This window comes from Alteromonas sp. ABM1_013, from assembly GCF_056160505.1.
Map to the genome: position 1 here is coordinate 179527 of NZ_JBSWXH010000002.1, position 20145 is coordinate 199671.

General features: G+C 42.8%; 14 protein-coding genes, 1 tRNA gene and 1 pseudogene. 7 read left to right on the forward strand and 9 right to left on the reverse strand.

Annotation, left to right across the window (positions count from 1 at the left end):
- Positions 1-202: 202 nt before the first annotated feature.
- A complete protein-coding gene (locus ACXAGK_RS05475) occupies positions 203-469 on the reverse strand; it encodes a hypothetical protein (protein ID WP_474854707.1) in 267 nt (88 codons plus the stop codon).
- A 917-nt stretch (positions 470-1386) separates the two neighbouring features.
- On the opposite strand from ACXAGK_RS05475, the gene ACXAGK_RS05480 reads away from it, so the two are divergent.
- From ACXAGK_RS05480 to ACXAGK_RS05510, 7 genes and pseudogenes are all read left to right on the forward strand, one after another.
- Positions 1387-3888, forward strand: a complete 2502-nt coding sequence (locus ACXAGK_RS05480) for a TonB-dependent receptor domain-containing protein (RefSeq protein WP_474855583.1) — start codon at positions 1387-1389, stop codon at positions 3886-3888.
- Positions 3889-3992: 104 nt separating this feature from the next.
- Complete coding sequence (locus ACXAGK_RS05485; RefSeq protein WP_474854709.1) at positions 3993-5246, forward strand: ABC transporter substrate-binding protein; 1254 nt, start codon at positions 3993-3995, stop codon at positions 5244-5246.
- A complete protein-coding gene (locus ACXAGK_RS05490; protein ID WP_474810461.1) occupies positions 5243-6340 on the forward strand; it encodes a carbohydrate ABC transporter permease in 1098 nt (365 codons plus the stop codon). The genes ACXAGK_RS05485 and ACXAGK_RS05490 overlap by 4 nt, the downstream gene beginning before the upstream one ends.
- On the forward strand, positions 6333-7715 hold the full coding sequence (locus ACXAGK_RS05495) for a carbohydrate ABC transporter permease (RefSeq protein ID WP_474854711.1): 1383 nt from the start codon (positions 6333-6335) through the stop codon (positions 7713-7715). Before ACXAGK_RS05490 ends, ACXAGK_RS05495 begins: the two co-directional genes overlap by 8 nt.
- Before the next feature lie 22 nt (positions 7716-7737).
- Positions 7738-8883 (forward strand): ABC transporter ATP-binding protein, encoded by a 1146-nt coding sequence (locus tag ACXAGK_RS05500; protein WP_474854713.1) that lies wholly within the window; start codon positions 7738-7740, stop codon positions 8881-8883.
- Positions 8884-9055: 172 nt separating this feature from the next.
- Positions 9056-10122 (forward strand): annotated as a pseudogene (locus ACXAGK_RS05505) (IS3 family transposase).
- 23 nt (positions 10123-10145) lie between these two features.
- Entirely contained in the window at positions 10146-10298 is a 153-nt protein-coding gene (locus ACXAGK_RS05510) for an AraC family transcriptional regulator (protein WP_474854715.1), read from the forward strand.
- On the opposite strand, the gene ACXAGK_RS05515 is transcribed toward ACXAGK_RS05510, so the two are convergent.
- From ACXAGK_RS05515 to ACXAGK_RS05550, 8 genes are all read right to left on the reverse strand, one after another.
- Complete coding sequence (locus tag ACXAGK_RS05515; protein ID WP_474854717.1) at positions 10295-11773, reverse strand: glycoside hydrolase family 32 protein; 1479 nt, start codon at positions 11771-11773, stop codon at positions 10295-10297. The genes ACXAGK_RS05510 and ACXAGK_RS05515 overlap by 4 nt on opposite strands.
- Positions 11774-11777: 4 nt before the next feature.
- Positions 11778-13586 carry an amylo-alpha-1,6-glucosidase gene (locus ACXAGK_RS05520; RefSeq protein WP_474854719.1) on the reverse strand — a complete coding sequence of 603 codons (1809 nt, stop codon included), beginning with the start codon at positions 13584-13586 and terminating at the stop codon, positions 11778-11780.
- Positions 13587-13668: 82 nt separating this feature from the next.
- Positions 13669-14634: a LacI family DNA-binding transcriptional regulator gene (locus ACXAGK_RS05525; RefSeq protein ID WP_474854721.1), complete on the reverse strand. Its 966-nt coding sequence runs from the start codon at positions 14632-14634 to the stop codon at positions 13669-13671.
- Positions 14635-15356: 722 nt separating this feature from the next.
- Positions 15357-15443: transfer RNA gene (locus ACXAGK_RS05530), tRNA-Leu, on the reverse strand.
- Positions 15444-15643: 200 nt separating this feature from the next.
- Complete coding sequence (locus tag ACXAGK_RS05535) at positions 15644-16741, reverse strand: HupE/UreJ family protein (RefSeq protein WP_474854723.1); 1098 nt, start codon at positions 16739-16741, stop codon at positions 15644-15646.
- 28 nt (positions 16742-16769) lie between these two features.
- On the reverse strand, positions 16770-17840 hold the full coding sequence (locus ACXAGK_RS05540) for a tetratricopeptide repeat protein (RefSeq protein WP_474854724.1): 1071 nt from the start codon (positions 17838-17840) through the stop codon (positions 16770-16772).
- Positions 17841-17923: 83 nt separating this feature from the next.
- On the reverse strand, positions 17924-18502 hold the full coding sequence (locus ACXAGK_RS05545; protein ID WP_474805145.1) for an Ig-like domain-containing protein: 579 nt from the start codon (positions 18500-18502) through the stop codon (positions 17924-17926).
- Between the two features lie 11 nt (positions 18503-18513).
- A complete protein-coding gene (locus tag ACXAGK_RS05550) occupies positions 18514-20106 on the reverse strand; it encodes a DUF4331 domain-containing protein (protein WP_474854726.1) in 1593 nt (530 codons plus the stop codon).
- Positions 20107-20145 lie beyond the last annotated feature (39 nt).

Here is a 20145-nt window from a genome sequence, read left to right on the forward strand (position 1 = left end):
ATTCTCCCTCCCCCAGTCCATGAAGCCCCAAACAAAGGTGATGAGGTTTAGGTGGAATCCCTTTCTATCAGACTCAGATAAACGGCGTGTTTTGGTTTTAAATTCCATGCCATAACAAATAAATTGATGTTTATTGAAGACGCTATGATTACTGATGCAGCACACATTCGATTAGAGTAAATGACGTTTTTTATCAACGGATTCATATGTGCGCAGAAATCAGTTCAATAAACAGAGGCGTAGCTATGATTTCTTTGGAAAATCCATTTGTATTTTCATCGGTGCTTTCACGTTTTTCTATTAGTCCGACTTGCCATGCAAAGTCGAACCAGAAATGAAAAATATACTGGGAGGGCAATTCTATCTTTGAAAGCTCTGACAACGGATATGCTTGATCTGGGAAAGCCTGCCCATAAAGTGCCTGGTATTCTCGGTAATGTCGCCATTCAGTGCCAAGATGACGAAGCATATATAATGAGATTTCCCAGCGGGCAGGCTTTGACTGGTCGCCGCGCGAGGGGGCTGGTTAGATTTCTGTATTCCCTGTTCTTGAATAGCTGACTACTAAGGTTTTTGCCGGATTTTGACTTGGCCTCTTGTAATCATCCGAAGTTACCCAATGGGTCTGAGTTTTGTAGTAGTGATAGCCTGCTATGACTGCCGCTGCACTACAAATAACTAGAATAATCATCCACTTTGACATATTGACGACCTTTAATTTCAACTGTTTTTTTGTGCCGTATGTTGGTAGCTGGAGCAGTGATAAATGTAGCTACTTACAAAAAAGACAGCAAAGTTTTGATCTTACTGCCTTTTGAGTATGGGGAAAGTTCTCATACAACTGACAATGCAGTCCTATTTAGTTTCCAAAGCGGCTCAAATTTTTCACTTAGCAATTAATAAACATTATTAAACTCCTTATTGCTTCTAGTGTCAGTCCCAAGTTTATCAACGATTCGAACGAAGCACTTTTCACGATCATGAAGTCAAGTTATTGATTCTTTGTCATTAAAGTAAACGTTTACTTTTTGGTTTTTTGCTCGTGTGGTTGTTTTTAATTTTTCTTCTATGTAGAGATATAGCAGTTAGGCGGCACCATAGATGTTAAAGTACACTTTTTTGTTTACTTGGTATTTACAATTTTTGCTGTATGGTTTAACTTTACGTAAACGATTACTCTTTTGGCTTCGAATTTTAGTTTTCAGACAGTAGAATTAGGACACACGAGGTAACACAATGAACATGCACATAAAAACAATTAAACCTCTTGCTCTTGCGGTCTCATTTGCATTGGCAGGACAAGTAATCGCTCAGACAGATGAGCAGCAGGTAGACTCTCCTGAAGCAGAAAAGTCAACGTTTGAGCAGATTATTGTCATAGGGAACATGCAAAAACGACTGATTGAAGCTTCAGTCCCATTCTCCCAAATTACAGAAGAACAAATTGCTCGTCAGGCACCGAGAAACATCTCAGACGCGTTGACTAATATTCCTTCTCTTCAAGTCGAAAATACTTCAGGTAATACAAACAATGAGTATCGCTTTCGTGGGGTTGGTGCAGGCGGTACTCAATTTTTGGAGTTCGAGGAAGATGGAATTCCTATTATGAGGGATGCACCTGACTTTCTATATCGGGTGAGTAACGCAACAGGAGGAATTGATACAATTCGTGGTGGTAATGCACCTATTCTGAGAACTGCAGCAGTAGGCGCGGTTATTAACTTCCGACATAAGGAAGCAACACAAGAGCAATCGGGCGATGTATTTTTTCAAACTTCTGACTTCGGAATGTTTAGAACTGAGCTATGGTTAGGCGGTCCTATTAACGAACAACTCGAATATACGCTTGCCGGATATTACACGACGGACGACGGTGTAAGAGAAGTCGATTTTCCAGCAAACGAAGGCTACAACCTTCACGGAAGTCTTAAATACCATTTTGAAGATGGATCTGGGCACTTCAAGATGTCTGGACGTACCTTTGAAGAGAATAATATTGTTTACTTAGCAGTTCCACTGCGCGGTGATCCAGCAAATCCTGAGCAGTTCCCCGGTGGTCCAGACATTACTACAGGTTCTTTACTAAGCCGAGAAATCGCCCTTTCAAATACTTTTTCTGCACCCAATGAACCTAGTGTATTGGATTTGTTGGACGGTAATGCCTCCGACATGACTTATTTAGGCACGGAATTGAAAAAGAACTGGGACTTAAAAGACGGTTCAGCGCTTGAGTTTACCAGCCGAAATAGGTACACCAGCGTTAGTTCTCGCTTTTCAGGTTATTACGCTGCTGGGTTTGCGTTAGGCGGTGATTTTCAAACAGGAGAATCTCTTGTTCCAAACATGCTAAATACAAATACGATGGGTGCAGGTCTAGTTAACTATAGTTATGCGCTGCCAGAAGGCTTTGCGCCAACCGGATATACAGTCACAAATCAACAAGGGGCTGTCCTTGATAACGGTACAATTGCCGATACAAATGGCAACGGGATCATTGATGCAGGAGAAGCAAGTTCGACTGCGACATCGCTTGCAAATGGAAATGGGATATTCATGCCTGTTGCCGCATTTGATCAGGACAATCCATTTATTAGCTTCCAGCAAGATTTAGAGTTGGCTTATAGTTTCGATACTGACAATGCTGAACATTACGTTTCTGCTGGTTACTACTACATGAAGATGGACAGGGAACAGGATAACCGTCAGCAATTGTTCTTGATTGACTTAAGACCTCAGGCAGGCAGAGTGGATGTAAATCTGCAAAATGCGAACGGAGATCAAGTAACACTTACGGATGATGGATTCTTGACCCACAACCACTGGTTGAATCGAGAAGCAATTACTGATGAGATTAATGCTTTTTATGTTGATTATGAAATCAAACTTGATCAATTGACTCTCGATGTGGGTGCTCGACACGATGAGTTCTCAAACATTATTCAAAGAGCAAACACAGTTAACTTTTTTGGAGACGGGCCAAACCAAGTTGCGCTTCCTGAGCCCGGCACAACAGTTTCCCCGGCTGTATCTGCAATTCAGCGATACGATGGTTCATTTAGAACTGACCAAGACTTTACGACTAGAGAATGGAGTTATACGTTCGGTGCGAACTACTTAGTACAAGACAACTTTGCTCTTTATGGTCGCTATACAGAAGCTCATTTGCCAAACCCAAGAGGTGCTACAGGCACGGATGTGATAGAGCTTGGAGCTAGGTATGATGGTGGTGACTTTACTATTGCCAGCAACATTTTCAGATTGACGCAGGATGGTGATATTCAGGAACGAGGTCTTACGATTGATGGACAAGAAGTCATTGCTCAGTTCCAAACAGACCGTGAATCAGTCGGCCTTGAAATTGAGGCTGTTTGGGATATCACTGATGCATTGAGCCTGAATATTAGTGGTACTTATCAAAAGCCAGAGTTTGCTAGTGGCGGCTCGGCGACCCCTCGCCCCGGCTTTGATGTTACACAAGATCAACTTGATGCCGCGATAGGTGATTTGACATCTATCGATGGTAACCAGATAGCAAACCAACCTGAACTGCTTGGTAATTTGGGCTTAGACTATGAATGGACATTGGGTGACTATGGCTATTTGAACTTCAATGTAGTGCTTCGCTATGTGGATGAGGTGCCTCTCGATGATGCCAACTCAAACTATACTGAATCCTACACACAAGTTAACACAGGCCTTAATTTCGAAAGCCTTGAAGGTGACTGGTACGCTCGAATAAACGTTCAGAATCTGACAGATGAAGAGTCAATTCAACGTGTGTTTGGTGGACCTCAGTCGATTGTTGAACAAAGCGTTGCGGCGGATGGGTTCTATGGGAGACCGCTACTTGGTAGAAACGTTGTATTCGGCGTAGGTTATAGATTCTAAATAAAGCCAAAGGACAGGCGCTTTTGTTCCTGTCCTTATCCTATTCACAATTGATATTTCTAAGTCTACTAAAGTTTGATCAATACTCTTTCGCAGGGACATCAATGATAATTAGAACTCTCGTCTCGTTTATATGTATCGCTTGTTTTAGTCAAAGTGTGTACGCAAAGAAACAAGTCACTATTGCTGGGTATGGTGGAAATGACGTCTTCGCCATGAAGCTGTTGTTAGAAGAGACACTTAAGGATGAGTTTGATAAGCGAAATATCGATGTATCCTATTTCGCGATTGAGAGTGACTATCCTAAATATGTTCTAAATGCATTGTCTTCAGGTAATGCACCTGATGCATTTTACGTCAACACCGATGTCGCTCAAAGCTGGATTCAAACTAACCAGTTGCTGCCTCTTCCAGAGTCTCTAAAATCAGCAAGAGCGAACATTACTCAAAAAGTTTTAGAAAACTTTACTTTCAACAACTCACTATTCGCGATACCTAAAGACATGAATGCTATCGCATTAGTCTTTAACCACGATGTATTCACAGATGCAGGTGTTACACCTCCAGATAACAATGATGATTGGAGTGACTTAAAGTCGAAACTAGAAAAAGTAGTTGAAGAATTAGGTGATGAGGGCGTCACAGGACTTTGTATAAGTACCGATTTCAATCGATTTGCTCCATTTGCACTTGCTACTGGCTGGAAGCCCTTTGACAAAACAGGTCGAACCATACTTGACAAAAATTTTAAGAGAGCTTTTTCGTTCTATCTCTCATTACATGCTAGTGGTCTAGCAAAATTGCCCTCGGACCTCGGTCAAAATTGGGGGGGGGGGGGGTTCGCTATCGAAAGAACGGCCATAGCCATTGAGGGAAGTTGGATTGCTGGCTACCTACGAGACAAATCCCCCAACTTACTTTACGGAAGTACACTGCTTCCAAAAGATCCCGTATCTGGTGAAAGAGGAAATCTGCTATTTTCAGCCGGGTGGGCTGTAAATAAAAATGCTGAAGACGTAGAGGCTACACTAGAAGTCATTGAACTTTTAACCAGCAATGCAGCGCAGTCCACAATATTATCTTCTGGATTAGCGATCCCTAGTTCAACGCTTTTAGACGACCATCCTTATTATGACTCGCAAGAGCCAAAAAATCAGCTAGCAAAAACTATACAAGAAGGTACTCAGGTCAACAATACAATGACTTTCAGCTTTGGGAAGTATGGTAATCAATGGTTAGAGCCTATACAGATTGCCCTGTCTTCCGTCATGTTAGGTCAGTTAAGCGAAGAGGAAGCGCTTGAAGAGGCGCAAAGAGCATATGATGAAATGTTCAAAAAAGTCGGAGCCAACAAATGAAATTATCATCATCTTTCAAGCACAACGCGTTTGGTTGGCTACTTATATCTCCGTTTGCTTTATCGCTGGTTCTCTTTTTCTTCTATGCATTACTGAGAACAATCGCTTATAGCTTTACAAGTTACGACCTCTTCAACTCTCCTGAGTGGGTTGGTTTTAAAAACTACGTCAATCTGTTCTCTGACCCATTGTTTTTTAGAGCGCTGACAAATACGTTTGCATTTTCACTCATCGTAACGCTAATTCAAACGACACTTGCCTTGCTTCTCGCCGTTGCGCTCAACGCTGAAATAAAGGCAAAAGGCTTTTTTAGAACCGTTTATTATGTTCCGAGTATTATGTCTAGTGCGGCAATAACGCTCATTTTTGTATGGGTGTATCAGAAGAACGGTTTTTTAAATCAACTTTTACAAAACATTACTAGCAACCAACAATTCATACTCACATTTATTGTTGGGTTTATTGCTTGTCAGGCTTCACTCGTAGTTTCAGGAAGAAAAAGGAATCAGCGAGTTAGAGTAACGGACCCGTTCTATGCGCTTATTAGTCTACTCGTTGCATTTAGCATTTGTGTATTCGTTAAGAATACAGGGTTAGTAAGTAGCCAAGATTCTTCCGTTGTTGTCTCATGGCTTGGCACCAGAGATATGGTGGGGCCTCTGCCACTGACTCTTTGGGCCATCGTTATACAAAATATATTTACCACTGTCCCAACACTCATGCTTCTGTTCCTTGCAGGGTTACAAGGCATTCCTGATGATCTTTATGAATCTGCGACGGTTGACGGAGCAAACAAATGGCAACAGCTCTGGCACATTACTGTGCCCCAGCTTGCTCCAGTTACTTTTGTTGTCATCACTATGGGTATTATTGGGACATTGCAAATGTTTGATCAAGTAGCTTTGCTAGGGGGAGGCGTTCCACTTGAGTCAAGGATTACGTTGGCATTTTACGTTTATCACTACGCTTTTCCCGATGGCACATCACCACAAATAGGAGTAGCAAGTGCTTCCGCGCTCGTTCTTGGAGGGATAACACTCGTACTAGTATTTCTCCAGAAGAAATTAGGAATTAAGGAGCAAAGCGATGGATAACATTTTGTACAGCAAAAGCGCCTCTCAGTTTAGACAACGTCGCTTTGTCTCCCATATAGTGTGGGTTTATGGACTTCTTTTGCTATTAGCAACCGTAACGTTAGGTACGTTTTTGATAGCGTTTGTTGCAAGCATCAAAGATGACGCTTTAAATGAACCAAGTAAGATCAGTATTCCTCAGCTACAGCCTTCTAACTGGATTGCTGCTGGTTCATTGGGAAGTCAGGGTGGGAAAAGCATCTTATGGGGGGGCTTTGTTCCTGAATCTGAAGTTACATTTCAAGTTACTTATGCCACCACAAATCAAAACGAACTCTTAGTACCCGCCATTAGTGTTCCTAGAAGAAAGCCGGGAAGTGGTATGGCATCCATTGCGTACCCACATTTCGCTGCGGACTATGCCATTGTTTCCCAGCCAAAACTTATCTCTACTTCTGACAATGTAGAATACATCCAGACTTTGGGGATAAGAAAAGAATCTCGAAGCGGGCATAGTGCAACGTGGGAATTCACCATTCAATACAATGGATATGGTCCAAATATAAAACACCTACCACTGGATATCACAACTCCCAGAGAGCAGGTCTTGATTGACTCTACGATCCCCCCAAACCGATTTGAACGACGTGGCAGAGTGGCAAGCTGGGGAAATATTTCACCCGGACTGATAGGTTACGTTTTCAAGAGCTACATCAGAGTATGGAATGAGTCTGTAAGTCTCGATACTGGAGAAAGCTTGTTTTGGAACTGGACCATTAACTCTTTTTTTATTGCTCTGGTAAAAATGGTACTGACAGTATTAATTGCATGTGCTGGAGGCTTCGCCTTGGCTAGAATGAAGTTCGCAGGATCTCGTCTCATATTCTTCGCCTTAGTTATATCAATGGCTGTCCCCATGCAAGTTAGCTTCATCTCAAATTACGAGGTATTCAATACGCTAGGTCTATTAAACACTCCGTGGGCAGTAATTGGGCTGTTGGTGGCCTCTGCGCAAGTGCTCATCATGAAGCAATTTTTTGAATCATTTCCGAAAGAACTTGAAGAAGCAGCAATAGTCGATGGCGCGTCCCCTCCATCTATACTTTTGCACGTATTTATGCCTCTCGCGAAACCAGCGATTGCTTCAGTTGCTATTTTAGGTTTTCAAGGCACATGGAACGATTTTTTCTGGCCTCTCGTTGTGCTTACTACGCCACCTGAAACCTATACGCTTCCAGTAGGATTATTAAGTTTGCGCAACAGCTATGGAGTGGCGGGTGACTGGAATTTAATTTTGGCAGGCTCGTTTCTCTCAACCGTTCCAATACTCATTATTTTCATTGCATTTCAAAGATATTTTGTAGGAAACAACGTGAGTTCGGCTGTCAAGGGTTAGCCGATAGAAGGTGAATAAATATATGAATAAGCTTCGCTTGAAAAATATAAATAAAGTTTACGATCCCAGTGGTACACCTGCTCATATTGTAAAAAACGCAAACCTTTCGATTGAAGAGGGAGAGTTTGTCGTATTTGTGGGTCCGTCAGGCTGTGGTAAGTCAACAATGTTAAGGATGATAGCTGGGCTTGAAGAAATAACAGGTGGAGAGCTAGTCATAGACAACCAAGTTGTCAATGACTTGTCGCCCAGTGAGCGTGGCATAGGAATGGTATTTCAATCCTATGCTTTGTATCCACACATGACTGTAAGAGAAAATATCGCCTTCGGAGTGAAGTACACGAAGCGATGGTCTAAAAAGCAAACAGATGAAGCTGTTGAATCGATAGCTGAAGCACTTGAGCTAACTAGTTTACTCAATAGAAAGCCAAGTGGCCTGTCTGGAGGCCAAAGGCAGCGTGTGGCGATTGGTAGGGCGTTAATTCGAGAGCCAAAGGTGTTTTTATTGGATGAGCCACTTTCTAATCTAGATGCTGCATTAAGGGTTCGCATGCGGCTCCAGATAGCGGCTTTTCATAGACAGTTCAAATCAACGACAGTGTATGTGACTCATGACCAAGTTGAAGCCATGACTTTAGCTGACAAAGTAGTCGTTTTAAACAAGGGAACGATTGAACAGATCGGCTCACCTTTAGAACTTTATCACTTCCCAAAAACTGAGTTTGTCGCCAATTTTATTGGTTCACCAAAGATGAATATGGTTGACGTTAAATTCGTTGAAGTTGTTGATGATTTAGTTGTAGTTGATATGGGCGGCAAACTGGTAAAAGTGGCCGTAGACGGAAGCGAATTACGACCAAATCAACGATTAAAACTAGGAATCAGGCCAGAAGATATTCAGATAGGTGGTGTAAACGACATCCCCGTCTACGTGACAGGCAAGGAATTACTAGGTGCAGAATCAATCTTATTTACCAGTACAAAAGCGGTAAATGATGAATTTTTAGTGAGATGTCCGGGTACGCTCAATGTAAGTAAAAAAGATGCTTTGTTTGTGAGGTTTCCTCCCGCTGCCTGCCACCTTTTTGCAGACAACGGAATTGCGCTGAATAGAAAAGTTGATAGAAATTCACTTTTTGTAAGCCCTCAGGATTTAGTACCACACTAGTGTGAGGGGAATAGGTTTATTGGAATTTGCCTTTGCTATCATTCTGGCCACAGTTTTGCTTTTGCAATCCTTGAAGCTTGATATCAAACTGCAAGTGTAAACCTCCCCTAAACTAGTGGCATACTTTTTTAGAGCTCTTCGGCGTACACTGAGCCAAGAAGGAGAACTCCTGATGAAAAAGTCCCGATACACAGAAACACAGATCGTTAAGATCCTGAAAGAAGTGGAAGCTGGCCGACTGGTTAAAGAAGTCTGCCGTGAGTACAGCATTTCAGACGCCACCTACTACAACTGGAAAGCCAAATATGGTGGTATGGAGGCTTCGGACATCAAGCGCCTGAAATCGATGTCTGCCGATCTCAGCCTGGAACACCGGATATTGAAAGATATCGTTGAAAAAAAGCTGTAAAGCCAGCGATCAGACGTGAACTTGTGAATTATGCGCGAGAGCAGCATGGCGCTAGTTTACGGATGGCGTGTCGCGTAGTTGGCATCAGTGACTCGCTTTAGCGGTATCAGCCGGATAAAGCGCGCGATGACAAGGTCGTCGCCAAGCTAAAGGAAGCCGTTGAACGGTACCCCGCCTACGGATTCAGTAAGCTATTTAAGATCCTAAAACGCTGGGGGCACGGCTGGAACCATAAGCGTGTTTATCGCATTTACTGTGAGCTAAAGCTGAATAAACGCCGACTTGGAAAACGACGCCTACCAGCAAGAAACCCAGAGCCTCTAGCGGCTCCAGCTTAGGCCAACCATTGCGGGTCGATGGACTTTATGTGTGACAGGCGCTTCAGAACGTTTAACCTGGTGGATGACTTCAACCGTGAAGCGTTGGCCATTGAGATTGATTTAAACCTGCCGTCGCAGCGGGTTGTACGCGTACTGGAACGCGTCGTCGCTTGGCGAGGTTACTCAGCCAAACTACGCATGGATAATGGGCCAGAGTTCATCTCCATCACACTGGCCAGTTGGGCGGAAGAACATAACATCGCACTGGAATTTATCAAACCGGGTAAGCCAACACAAAACTCTTTCATAGAGAGTTTTAACCGGACTTACCGCGACGAAATACTCAATATGTACGTCTTCAGAACACTCAACGAAGTTCGTGAACTGACGGATAAATGGGTGACTGAATACAACATAGAACGCCCCCATGATGCGCTGAATAATCTAACGCCATGGGAATATTTAACGAAACATGAGCTGGCCGAAACCTCTAATTATGGGTGTACTTAATTAAGGGAGGTTTACAGCACTACATGCATGAAAGTGTTGTATCCATGACTCAACTATCTTTACTGCTTGGATTCGCAGAACCTAGTATTTTTACTAGAAAATTTAAGTCTTGGAGTGGAGTAACCCCAACAGAATACATCAGGGCTTCGGGAAGCAGATTAAAGTTAAGAAGTTAATCTTGTTGCTCGTCATCAATGGTCCAAAATTTTGCTGTCAATTCGCATTTCCCATTTTGGGGCGCAACCGCCAAATCTACTCTTGTAGATGTCGGAAAACAGAGATTTGAAAACGCAAAAGTATTGTTCACAATGAGCGTACACAGCCCTCTATCCAATAAAACTTGAATATGAAGGTTTTCGTACTTAGGTAGTTCGACCGAGTAATCATGGTTGAATCCACTTTCTATAAGGTCTCGGTGCTCGGAAACAGCTCTAATAGATCTGACGACCGTTTTGTTTTCTTGCTGCGAGACAACGAACTGAAGTTCTTGTTGTTCAAATAAAGAAAGTATAATTGCTTTTGAATCGTTAAACGTAGTATTAAACTCCAAGAATGCTACTTCGGTGTTTAGTGACTTTGTAATTGGTTGACTGCTATCTACTACGAATTCAACTTCCTCGCACGATTTGAACTTGTCATACAATCCTTCAACAAAAGTCTGTTGTAACTCAAATGAGCCTTTTCTCGAGCGACGTATGCTGAGTTTTCGGGGAACAATCATAGCCCCTCTGAATCTAGATGTTGGAGTTGATTTGGCATATTGATGGTTACTCATCCAAGCACTGATGACTCTTTCGTTAGCGCTTGTGCCGCTGAAAGACTGCGTAGCGTAATGGTCTCGACCAAAATCTAACCACCGCTTTTTGTCGTGCCTTTCTACACACGTAAAATCAAAACCATCAAACGTTCCGACAAAGTATTGAGTGCCCGAACCGCCAGCCCAAACACCCTCTCCAATACCTACTATCAAGACCCAGAACAACTCGCCAGAGTCTTCACATTTTAATGGAAAAAGGTCAGGGCACTCCCAAGGACCTTTACTATGGAAACCATATCTGTGTCCGAACTCACTAACTTTTACCCAGTTAATAAGATCCGGTGACCGAAAAATCTCAATGAATTGTCCGCTCGCTAGAACCATAACCCATGCATTGGTTTCGACATGCCAGAACACTTTAGGATCTCTGAAGTCAGGATTACCCTTAGAATACAAAACTGGTTGTCCATTATTATACTTCTTCCATTTGTATCCGTCTTCACTAAAAGCGAGCGCCTGATGTTGTTGAGGTCTAATGTCAATATCACCGTCTATACATTCGTATTCGCTCTCAATGAAAGTCGTGAAGAGAGCTACTATCCCTCCTTTTTTGGGAAATAGTCCTGAAGTGTTTGTGTCATCGAATACTGCCGAGCCTGAAAAGCACATACCACTTTCGTCAGGGTAGAGGGCGACTTCATGCTCCTCCCAATCTACTAAATTTAATGAGGATTGGTGCCCCCAATGCATTGGCCCCCAAAGTGTAGAGTTTGGGTGATACTGATAGAATTGGTGATATCTCCCCTTAAACTTAATGAGCCCGTTTGGGTCATTAATCCAACCAATACTCGAGGTTAGGTGTAGCGAGGGACGGTACTTTTCAGACTTCGACACTTATTCACTCTCCGTCGTTCATAAGGTAAACGAGAGCAGCCGCAGACCATGCCTGTGGTCTACATGCTTCTACATAAGGCAGAATAGGCGTTAATCCTCTAGGGTAACCAGAGAAGAGCTCAGGAAGTCGTCTATCTTTTTGAGAAGATGCAACATCCACTAGAGCTGACTTTACAACACCAAACTCTTTCTCTTTCCCATATCTTTTGAGTCCAGCAGCAAAAATTGCCGTGTCATGAGGCCAGATTGAACCGTTGTGATATGAAATTGGGTTATAGCGTAATTCTTGAGTGCTCAAAGTTCTTAAACCCCAACCGCTCCACATATCTTCTTCGAATAACCGATTTACAAGAACATCGACTTTTTCGTCCAATACGATACCTGACCAAAGCAAATGGCCGCTATCTGAGCTGTTTACATCTAATTGGCAATTATGTTCGTCCACAGCTATAGCAAAGTTATTGTGCTCGGGCATCCAAAATAAGCTATCGAAGGAGTGTTGAAGTTTGTCAGCCTTTTCTTTGTAATACGCAGCTTGCTTAGTGTCGTTCTCATGTTTATAGAAATTCGCGGCAGCTAAGTACGCGGCGTAAGCGTAACCCTGTACTTCGGCTACTGCTAGTGCTCCTTCACCAAGCTTCCCATTTTTATAACTCAATGAATCATGTGAGTCTTTCCAGCTTTGTACCGTCAAACCTTTAGTGTTGCCGCGAAAAACGATTAACCCTCTTTCGTCTTGATACTTTTCCATCCAATGTAATGCGCTTTTCCAGTTGTCCTTAAGCTCATCAACTAGAGAGTAATCTTTTGTTTTCTCGACATAATCGTGCAAAAGAACAATAAACAGCGGCGTGGCATCTGCAGTTCCAAAGTACGTTAAGAACGGAAGTTTTGCTAAGCGGCTTAACTCTGCGTACCGCTGCTCATGAAGAATTTTTCCAGGCTGCTCATCACGATATTCATCAATTTTTGTACCTTGATTTGCTGCAAGAAACTGAAGCGTCCCTCTGGCTAAATCAGGGTATGTATTCAAGAGAAACCACGAAGAAATAATTGAATCGCGACCGAAGGGTGTAACAAACCAAGGTATCCCCGCTGCTATAGTTAGGCCGTGTTCGGTTGATAATAACAGATCATGCAGATCTCTCTCTGCCTGCCTGTAAACTTTCGTATGATCTGGTATCGATTTACTACTTAACCAGTCTTCAGGAATACCCTGAATAGTTGATGCAATTGAATATGTTGAAGTAAATTTTGCATTTATTTTAAGAAGGCGCTTCGACCGAGCAGCTATTGCCATTTGCTCGTTAAATTTAAAACCTTCCAGCTCCAATTGAACTTCGGACTTTACATCATCAGGCGCAATATAGTGAGCATCATAGCGGTTGCTAGACTGATGATGATATACGTCTCGGACACCCTCACTTGGTACATGTCCACGAACTTCAAACATATCGATGAAGTCACTATCTAGTTTGAGCTCCGCTAAAAAAGTATGGTCTTCCAAATCATCGTTAATCAACTCTAACTCATCTGTAAAGCCACCGTCCTTTACAGATAATGTTCTTACGATCATCAGACTTTGTTTGTGTTTCTCGAACTTGCTGAAATACTGTTTTATACATCTACTTCCGATGTATTTAGTGTGTAACAACTCGAATCCTGCAAAATTCCATTCGTACTGGCTTATTACACGGGTGTCTAATACGTATCCACCAGACTCTGAACATGCTATAGCGGCATCATGTCTACTGTTAATTTGACCTTCATCATTGAGAATAAGATAAGTAAAATTTTTCTTTAGAGGGATCACGTAGGCAAGCCTCCTATCCGTTAAATATTGAAAGTTATTAACGCATAGTAAACGTTTACGTAATGAGTTCAAGTGTTATTTTTTATTGTATGCGAGACGATTCTCTAATAACCAAGTTCACTGGCAATACTCTACTCTCTGGTGCGTCTCCGTTTCGAGCTTTATCTAAAAGCTCAACAGCGTTTTTAGCGATCTCGTTAATATCTTGATGTACCGTTGTTATGGTTTCAAAAATGCCGGGAAGATCATCGAACCCAACGATTTTCAAATCATCTGGGACAGATAAATCAGAGTCCTTACAAGCGAGCATGGCCCCATATGCAATATCGTCGTTTTCACAAAAAATGGCGTCAAACTTGGACGAATTGTTTTTGAAAACTTTCATTAGGGTTCGATAAGTCTGAAGTTCAACAGCCATTGAATCATCTATGTAAAGTTGACCTGCAACAAACCCTTTTTCTTGAATGGATTTCTGAAACCCCATAATTCGAGCCTTAGTCCCTTTGCTTCTTAATGCGCTTTCAACTATGAGAAATTCTTGACACTCTTGATTTAAAAGGTGTGAGGCCGCCAGTTGCCCCCCCTGATAGTCATCTGGGCACACCCAGAATTCCCCTTCAACCTGACCGATAGATACGAAAGGCAAAGACGCTTTTTTGAGGCTAGCCACTCTTGAATCACTTTCCTCGACACCAGTAAGAATTACTCCACTTGTATCTCTTACCATGCTATCAAAACTGTCATAAGGATAAATATTTACGATTAACCCCTCTTTGCTTAGAAGCGTATGAATGCTCTCGAATAGAGAGGATATGTAGTGGCCGTGCGGCTTGTCACTTTTGCCTAGGGAGATTGCAACATGACTATTTTTGCCAAACTTTAGACGTCTTGCTGCATCTGATGGCTGATAATCAAGCTCATTGCAAATATCAATTATTCTCTGACGTGTTGTTTCAGAAATTCCGGGTTTACCATTTAATGCGCGAGAAACAGAGGCTACAGAAACTCCAGCGAGTCTTGCAGCTTCTTTGATTGAGTTTTTATTCATGATTCGGCTTTGCAATTGTTCGAAAAGTGAGAATACCAAATCAAAGTTTCAATTAAAATGCTGGAAGTTTAGTAATCGTTTACTCTTGCGGTTGGTTCAACGATATGCAAGTCCTCCTTAATGAAAATTTAGAGATGTTAATGTGTTTCGTTGCAACTGAAGTTGGTGGTGCAGAATTACACTCAGTCCAATGTAAGCCGTTGAGTGAATCATTTGCTGGAAATCGGTCTCGCTATCGGGCAACGGAGCGCTTTCGCTTGGAAGTCTGAATCGACTCAACCTCATTAGACAGGTTCTCGTTTTGATCTTTTAACCTTTTTACACATCAATACAGGCGCTTCATACTATAATTGATGATATTTAAAAGTTTCTTATAACGTAGCTACTAGATAATAGATAACGTTAATAACGATTAACGCAAACTAAATAATCAACTAAACCAAATGTTGTCGAGTCTTAAATTTAATGTTTGAAGAGCGTGCTACGCGGATATGCTGAACTAGAGCAGTAATAGCTTCTTTGGTATAAACTTTATTCCAGAAACAAAAAAACGACTCAAGGTCGGTTTCAGTATCTACTTCTGCAAAGAAGAGATGGTACCAGCGGGCGGGCTTTGATTGGACCGACACTCGGCCGACACGCTTGCGTGGCGATTTGCTGAAATTCAGGCAAAAAAAACCGACTCAAAAGTCGGTTTCAGTATCAGCTTCTAAAAGAAGAGATGGTACCAGTGGGCGGACTTGAACCGCCACGCTATCGCTAGCAGCGGATTTTGAATCCGCCATGTCTACCAATTCCATCACACTGGCATAGTGTATAGACATCAACGTGGTGTTGATGCTTGGCATTATAGCGATGCGGCGCGCCTATACAACTACTTTTTGTGCTTTTTATGGCTAAGTGCCGAAAGATTGTCCAAAGGCGCGCGCTGCTTTAGTCATTTCTTATTTTTTTGTCACTCAGTATAAGCTTACTCTTATCTCTCAATTAATAACTAGGTGTGCCGCTGCTACCATCTCTGCAACGTCCAGTTAATCGCTATAACCGCAATAATTGATGACGCAATTGGCATAATGGCTTTCGAATATAACCTGACGTTTCTAAGTAGGATAAGTATGGGAAGTAGCAGTGCAACTATGGCAAGTTGTCCTATTTCTACACCTAAATTAAATGCAAGCATGTTCATCACCAAACTGCCTGACTGGGCATTTAGGTCGCTAAACACGCTTGCGAATCCCATCCCGTGAAGTAGGCCGAATCCAAAAGTAACAAATCCCAAGCGCATGATAACGGGGTACACGTTATTTAGTGCAGTAATGGCCACCGAAATCGCAATGCCGAGTTCAACAATACGACTATTAAGCGTTATTAAATCAAGAGCTGTAAGGGTCAACGTAATTGAGTGCGCTAAAGTAAAAGTGCTTACCAAAATCACCGTGCTTTTTACAATCCGTTTGATACTTTTTTCTTTTACCCAACGTTTACTTTTTCTAAGTAAGTTAACGGTCAGCAATGTCGCGACTAAAAACAGTATGTGATCTAACCCAATAAAAATGTGCCAAATACCCTGATAAACCATTTCGCTAAACTGTGAAATCCAGTGACTATTTTTAGGAAATACAGATACGAAAGTTTGCTCACTATCAAGTACATGCACACTTGTTTGTTCATTAAGGGTGACGGAAGTAAGCAGTTTATGTGTAGGAAAATCGCTCACTAAACCTGTGTAACGTACAGACACTTCGTTTAAAAAAGCGCAATTCACCGAAAGTGGATATACCAATAATGACTCCGCAGATATGTCACGTATGGAAGGTGATGCAAGACTTACTGTACACCGTGTCTCGCTACCACGAATTATTAGGTGATTTTGAATGTAATCATTCGCTAGATTGTGGTTTCTTTTCACTTCACCCCATGTCAGATTGCCGTCATTATTGGTATCGAGTCCGGCAGCTTGCCCTATGTCTTTGGGTTTTAACAAAAGCTCGCCTGAAAGTGTCTCGCCAGAATCATTTTTTAGGGTTAAATAACCGTTGCTTAGCTCGTGAGAAAGGGTTGGAAAACTGAAAGACGCTACTATGAAAAATACAATAAATCTTATCATGGTTCGTTCGCTGAAATAGTTGAAAGATCTAAGCATTGGTTGATTCACCATTAGCTTTGCGGGCACGCTCTAAAAGCTTTTTGTCACTTAATGCTTGGGCGTACTGCCAATTGATTTCAGCAAACTTGAGGGCCTGCGGGTAATTTTGCTCTATCTCTAAAAAGTAGGTGGCAACTTGTGCCGCGTGCGAGCTATCCTCTCTCCACACTCTAATTTCCATATTTTTTGACAGTTGAGATTGCACCGTTGAGGACGTGATACCCTGGGCACGTTCTGCGATAGCCCATTTCAAAAGCAAGCCGTCATCCGCTTTTTTGATATCGGGTACATTGCGGGCGAGCGTGGTGGTAACAGCCTCATAATTTCTTAATTGAAAATTAGCGTCTGACCATACTAACAGGGCACTTATAGGAAGCTTTTCAAACTCTGTTTGTGATAGATACTCAAGCGCTGCTTCAGGGTAGCCAAGCTGCAGTGACATATCCGCAAGTACTTCATAAAACCACTGGCGTTCAGAAGGCCGAGCATTACTGGTATAAGTTTCAAAGGCCTTAAGTTTTTGAAGCAGCCTCGCTTGAGCGTTCTGGGAAAACTCTGCGTTTACCATGCAAGTAAATGCAATGAGAAAGCTTGTTTTCCCTACCAGTCTTTCACAGTTTTCTTTTGCTTTTTTAACATCACCTTGTTGCGTGGCAATATCAGCCATAAGTAAGTAAGCGGCCGGCGAGCGAAAGTAGGCAATTTGTTTTAAATGTTGCTTGGCTTCTTCGAACCTATGAGTGCCTTGTAACAAGCGAGCCTCTAAGATTACTAGGCGTTCTTGCTGCCCAGCATTTAACGATGTGAAGTTTGCTCGCATAGAGTTGGCGAAGCGAGCCACCCGCTCTCTTTCGTCTCCTTTTGCGGAAATATAGCGACTTGATGACAGCACTTTTTCTGCTTCATTCAAGCTTGTTATTGATAACTGTTCAGGCTCCCAGCTTGCTATTACAGTATTGATATCAGAGATTTGTTGTTGAGCGTATATTGAAAAAGTCGAAAGGGTTAGTGATGTACTCGCCAAAATGAACTTCAGAGCAGAGTACTTGATAAACTTCATTGCTACTTCCTTAAAAAAAGCCTTCCTTGGCTTTACGGTTGACACTGGTTATGTGCTAACAAACTCCTGTTATTTGATGCGTGTTATTGGTCTATCAACAAGTCATCAAATGTAGAGTCGTCAGCATCTTGGATGAACTCCCTTCCATTTATTGGTAATGGATCATCCGTTGGCGCTTGATTGAAGGCGTCGCGTGTATAGCTAGAAAGCGATACCTGCTGTGCCTCAATCGTAACGCTAATGGTGGCCGTAACCTCTGGGTTAACACCGTCAGAAACGGTGAATGTAAAGCTATCGCTTCCTGTTACCTGAGCGTTAGGTGTGTAGGTAAAGCTGCCATCAGCATTAACTTCTGCATTACCTAACGTACCGTTTTCACCAAGCCCGAACGTAAGCGCATCACCATCGGCATCGGTAGCTGACAAGGTGCCATCAATCGCAATATCCGCTTGTGTCGTCAACATTTCATCAACGGCTACCGGCGCAGCATTTTCTTCTGGGGCTTGATAGTCGTTATCGTCGTCACTATCGAAACAACCTGAAAGTGCTAATACCAACCCTGAAGCAATCCACATACGGTGTTGTTGACGTTTACCTGACGTTTGCTTTTTAGGCGCAGTTGCATCACTGAGCTTATTTAATAACCTAATCTTCGTAGACATGATGGATCTCCTTATTCAGAGCCAGCAAGTGGTGTTTTTAGGTAAGGGAATGATGTATCAATCATGCTCGCATCTACAGGCGCGCCATCAGTGAATGGTACATTACCTACACTCGCGTCTTCAGGTGCACAAAGGCCAAGGTCTGTGTCTTCGCCTGCAACAGGAATGGGGTAGCATAAACGGCCCATTACTACGCGAAGCGCAATATCAACCACGTCATCACCAGGGCGGCGGCCATTTGGGAAGCCTGCTAAGTCATCGCCTGCTACACCGAAGGTAGACTGTGATTCCGCTGGAGTTGCTGGGATCCCTGTATTTAGGCGCAGCATTTCAGACGCTGTAACCGTAGCTTGCTGGTTAACACCTGGGAAGCCAGTAAGGAAGGCTGTCACCAAGTCCATACGCGGGAAGTTAGTAGGTGCAAGGGTTTCAATATCCGTACCCAGTGTGGTATTCACTGCATCTTTAAACAGAATGTTGAGCAACTCTGGCAGCGATGGGTGAGTGACATAATCTGCAAATTGACCATCTGCACTTGGATGAGAGCTAGAAAACTTATCTTTATCGCCAATACCAATAACAAGCTCGTTAACTAGCGGGCTGCCTAAGCGAGACACTTGTGTCATTGCGCCGCCATTGGTTTCTGGCTTCTCAAACGTGGCATCTGGGTTAAGAATGCGCGCCTGAGGTAAACTTGCCGTGGTCCAGCTACCAATTACGCCATTGCCTTCACCGGTAACACAAGCCTTTGGTACTTCAATAGAGAGAGCAGTCACGTTTTTGTCTACTAAGTCATCATTCATAGCACTTTGTGTAATGCCGCCAGGGAAGCCCTCGCCATCGCCTGCACCCGGTGCGCTATCGCCCTCAACAGGTACATAATTGACCAAGTCGAAGGTTTTGCCTAAGTTAACAACGAAGGGGTCTTTGCGCTGGCCAACAAATACTTTGGCCATATCATCGCAGCCAGGGATGCTGAATGAGTAAATGAAGCTTTCAGCATAACGTGCGTATTCAGCTTCACTGGTAAAAGTTTTGTTACCAATGTAATCAAGGGGCTTTTTGAACATATCGCCCATGGCCGGGGTAAGCGTAGTGCGCGTGCCCGTTTGCATGTCACCGCTTACCATCGTAAGGCTATACATTTCTGAAAAATTCGCTGCGCTTGAATCATCTGCGCTTATACCACCTACATTTTTAAGCGGCACTTTCACCATCTTTTGATCGCCTTCAGGGCCTATTGGCAGGGCAATACCTTCGTTATCTGCAGCGAGCATATTGTTAAATTGGAAAACAAAGCTTAAGTCTTCAACCGCGTCGCCGTCGCTATCGATATGGATGGCATAGTGCGCGTTCGGATCCATCGCAAAATAATTAGGGCCGCCGTAGGCATCTTGCAGTGGAATATAGTTGGCGATGAAAGTCACATAGTCTTCACGGCCTTCTTCATAACTGTTAAAAGCGTAAAAGTCTGTGCTATCTAAGGCTGGGTGACGGGTAATGTTCGGTGCTTCTCTGTGGCTTGATGCAATTGCACCCGCAGTGACGGCGGCGCATGTCACGGCAATAGCCAATGGTAAAGTTTTGCGTTTGAATTGGATCATGTTGGGTCTCTCTGTTTTTTTATGAGTTCAAAAGTTAAA